The sequence below is a fragment of the Seohaeicola sp. 4SK31 genome, from assembly GCF_028802875.1.
Classification (GTDB): domain Bacteria; phylum Pseudomonadota; class Alphaproteobacteria; order Rhodobacterales; family Rhodobacteraceae; genus Seohaeicola.
Genome location: NZ_JARAMP010000067.1, coordinates 1 through 3,094 on the forward strand (window position 1 = coordinate 1; position 3,094 = coordinate 3,094).

A 3,094-nucleotide genomic window follows, 5' to 3' on the forward strand; every position below is an offset into this window, starting at 1 on the left:
AACAGCAATCCGGGTCGACCTGGACTGGGAGCGCCAGCACGCCGAGTACGAACGACAGGCCACGCGCGGCAAGGGAGAGGTGATCACCCATCGGCGCGCAGTGCAGCAAGCGCAAGACTGGCTAGCCGCGCGCCCAGCCAACGCAACACCCGTCTCCGAACCCGTACGCAACCTGATCGCAAGAAGCCAAAAACGGCTAGTGCGAGGGCAACAAGCCCTGCTCGCGGTCCTGACGACGGTCGCGCTGATCATGGCCGGCCTCTTGACCGGACTCTTCTTTCAGACGCGGGCGACCGACAAGCAAAGGATCATTGCCGAGGGCTCAGCCATCCAAGCGCGTCAGTCGTTGGGGCTATTCTATGCCGGCGAGGCCGAGCGGCTGGCAGGGGAGTTCCAGACCGATGCTGCGCTGCTGACTTTGCTGGAAGCCTCCGAGATGGCCGCATTCGAAGACAGGCCGCGGATCGAGGCGGTCTTCGCCCGCATCCTGAGCCGCGCCGAGGCTGAACGGCGCTTCACCATCCCCGGCGATTCCATTGCATTCGAGCATGCCAACACGCTCTACTATCAGGTTCCATCCGACGGTGGTCTGTGGCGACTTGACCCGCAGGTCGGTCCGATCCGCATCGCCGACTGGCCGGGCGAGCTCCTCCATACGGTCGAGGTCGCGCCACAGGAGAACTTCGATATCATCGCGGCAACCCGGACTGACGCTGGCCTAGTTCTGGCCTATGTTGATCCCATATCTGGACGACAAGGACTGCGCCTTGACATCCCAATTGCCACGCAAGAGTGGCCACAGTACATTGATATCGACATCGGCCCCGACGGAGTCGGGGTGGTCACGGTCTATCCCGATTACAACAGCATGCCTTCTGACGCCTGGGTTCGCGAAGGCACTCTTGATCAGTACTTCGCCGTTGATATTGGCGGAGGTCACTCGGCTGCCGTGGACCCAGAGGTGAATAGCAATCCGCGGCTGCGCGTTGATGCAGACGGAGGCAGTCATATTCTTGGTTGGCCCGGTCCTCGGCCGTTGAGGTTCGACTCCTCCGGTGCATTGCGTCAGGATTATTCCAAGCTGGTCGGGGATCCCGGCTTAGCACCGCATATCGACTGCCTGGCCAGGGGCTTGTATCCGACAGATCTGATCAAGGTCGCAACCCAAATGCTGGCCTTTGGCGACGACATGGACGGAATCTATGCTGAAGGGGGTTATTCAACGCCCCCAACGGGGCACTGCCTGTCGGTCGGAGGTAGCCTTGTTTTCGTCGGCACCTTCGGAACCAGCCGTGGCGGAACCACAAACATGAAATTCCTGTCCGAAGCATCGGACGGCAGTCTGAAACCTGTTCGCGAAACCCTCAAACTTTATAGTGGGCATTTTCGCCCCTCGATCCTTCAGCTTGACGATGGTCGCGTGGCACTGACCGCTCTTGATCTCAACAATATTCTGCTTTTCGAAGCGACGGATGATTACGACAGCCTCGGCACTGTCGATCCCACGTCATTCCAGTTCCCCTACCGGGTCGGCTACGCCATACTGTCTTCATCTGGCCACCTCGTCGCCTTAGAGAGGAATGATCTTGCAACACCTCTTTCTGACTTGCGGGTGACGGTACTCAATCCCGATTTCGTCCTGTCCGAGCCAGAGGGCGCAGAAAGTGGATATCTCGATCCAGATGAGCCTCATTATACAATCGTCACGACCGACACCGGCCTCGCTCTGCATAGAAACGATGGGGGCCACGCGCTTGACCTACCGTCCTTCATGAGGTCCGAAATGGCATTCACGGAGCTCACCTCTGCAGGCGCGGCTGATGTGGCCTCGTTGCTAGTGTCAGTGGATAGCCGGGCGGTAGAACGGATAACGCTCCATGAGCATGGCGGCTGGAGCAGAGAATTGTTGTTTGTAGCACCGCACCTCATTCAAACTCTGACACTGCACCCTGACAACAATCTCCTGATTGTCGGTATGTATCTGGGCGGCGGTGATGTCGAGGCTCGAGTCTGGTCGCTGGCTGACCGGCGCGAAGTGGCATTCCTTGGCGAAGCTGACAGGTGGATGAATTTCCGCATCGAAGAAGACGGATCCGTATCCCTTATACAAACCGGCGCCGTCGCGACATCGATCGCGCTGGAGGACGGACAGCTTCGGGCAGAGGAGTCCTTGGCAATGGCCTGCCGGCCAGAAGTGCCGGGCGAATGGCATACCTCTCCCTGCTGGCCCAGTCACCTTCAGGCGGCATCCACAAGCAGACCCTTGTAGATGTCACTTCCAGACCGCCTTCAACCCCTAGGTTGCTGCGGTCAATCACGGGCGACATCAGTGCACAATCTCAAAGAATCTATTGCGTGACAATAAAAAATAATGTATTAAGTACATATATAAAAGGAGATCCGCCATGCTACCTCGCTTCATCTTTGCCATGACTACTACCATCATCCTCGCCAACTTAGCAGCGGCACAAACGCTTGAAGACGAAACCAGGACGCCAGACTTAGATACCTCTGTCATGGAGTTCGAAAGCGAACCTAGCCCAAACATTCCTCCCGAGTCAGATCCTGTTTTTACAGAGACAGACCCTGTACTAACCGAGTCAGATCCTGTTTTTCCTGAATTGTATTCCACAACTAGAGGAAGAGCGATCAATGGATTTATATATGTCCCACGGGAAGCACCCAAACCGCTCAATTTCATTGGGGACAATCCCTTGTAATAACGCCCATTCCCCGGACTCGTTCCGCCAGCTGACGCTGGGCGCGGACCGGGGCTACGATAGCGCCGACTTTGCCCGCGATCTGCGGCTGGCTTGCGTCACGCCCCACGTTGAAGAAAACCCGGAATTCGGCCATCGACGGCCGCACCACGCCACATCAGGGCTACGCCCTGTCCCAGGAGCACCGAAGCGGATTTTCCTCGTTCAGAACTTAATTCTGTTCCGAGTTTGACCTTTATTTGAGCGGTTGAAGGGCTCTGTTGCACAAATCGGCTGATCGCCGAAGTTCCCCTTTCCCTGGACAGACTTATCCCACGGTCTCTGTGACGGGTATGCCGAGTGCGGTGTAGCCGTTCAGGATGGCGATGCGGACC

General features: G+C 57.4%; 2 protein-coding genes and 1 pseudogene. All 3 read left to right on the top strand.

Going from position 1 to position 3,094, the window contains the following annotated elements; genetic code table 11:
• Positions 1–2,269, top strand: a 2,269-nt coding sequence (locus PVW27_RS21285; protein ID WP_274561193.1) for a hypothetical protein, incomplete at its 5' end; no start/stop codon positions are given.
• Between the two features lie 136 nt (positions 2,270–2,405).
• Complete coding sequence (locus PVW27_RS21290; protein WP_274561195.1) at positions 2,406–2,720, top strand: hypothetical protein; 315 nt, start codon at positions 2,406–2,408, stop codon at positions 2,718–2,720.
• Between the two features lie 7 nt (positions 2,721–2,727).
• Positions 2,728–2,935, top strand: a pseudogene (locus PVW27_RS21295) (IS5/IS1182 family transposase); the annotation flags it as partial.
• Positions 2,936–3,094: the final 159 nt, after the last annotated feature.